Origin of the sequence: Pseudomonas sp. HY2-MNA-CIBAN-0224 (genome assembly GCF_040310285.1) — a bacterium.
In the GTDB taxonomy this organism is placed as follows: Bacteria; Pseudomonadota; Gammaproteobacteria; order Pseudomonadales; family Pseudomonadaceae; genus Aquipseudomonas; species Aquipseudomonas helleri.
Genome location: NZ_JBEOPQ010000531.1, coordinates 1 through 271 on the forward strand (window position 1 = coordinate 1; position 271 = coordinate 271).

The window sequence follows — 271 nt, forward strand, 5'->3', positions numbered from 1 at the left end:
TACTGATAGATCAAGAATGGACGCGCCCATTCCGTGATTTGTTGATACCAAGCTCGCAATTGGACATTGCCAGTATGGCGATACAGCTGCATATCGTGGCGACCAGTGTGGTGGCGTTATTAGCTGGCGGGCTGTTAGGCGTGGTCAGTATCTTGCTACAGCAATTGGTAAAAAACCCTTTAGCATCCGATACGACGCTAGGGGTGGGCGTTGGTGCGCAGTTGGCTATGCTCATCGTCACGTTGTTTTTGCCGAGCTTGGCCATTTATGG

At 50.9% G+C, this 271-nt stretch carries 1 protein-coding gene; it reads left to right on the forward strand.

Features of this window, described 5'->3' with window-relative positions; translation table 11 throughout:
• Positions 1-74: 74 nt before the first annotated feature.
• Positions 75-271 (forward strand): iron chelate uptake ABC transporter family permease subunit (locus tag AAEZ03_RS27445; protein ID WP_350583010.1); only part of this gene is annotated, 197 nt, incomplete at its 3' end.